We start from the raw sequence: 212 nt of genomic DNA on the forward strand, positions 1-212 counted from the left end.
GCGATCCGCTTGAAACAGCTCGCCACGGCCAAGGGCCAGGAGCTGTCGGTGTGCCTGATCGAGAAGGCCGCCGAGATCGGTGCCCACATCCTGTCGGGCGCGGTGATGGACCCCAAGGCGCTCACCGAGCTCATCCCCGACTGGAAGGAACAGGGCGCCCCGCTCAACACCGAGGTCACCGAAGACCGCGTGCTGTTCCTGTCCGAGACCGG

At 67.0% G+C, this 212-nt stretch carries 1 protein-coding gene; it reads left to right on the forward strand.

The window, feature by feature from the left end; translation table 11 throughout:
- Nucleotides 1-212, forward strand: a 212-nt coding sequence (locus B447_RS21685; protein ID WP_004250119.1) for an NAD(P)/FAD-dependent oxidoreductase, incomplete at both ends; no start/stop codon positions are given.

Origin of the sequence: Thauera sp. 27 (genome assembly GCF_000310125.2) — a bacterium.
Lineage (GTDB): Bacteria > Pseudomonadota > Gammaproteobacteria > Burkholderiales > Rhodocyclaceae > Thauera > Thauera mechernichensis.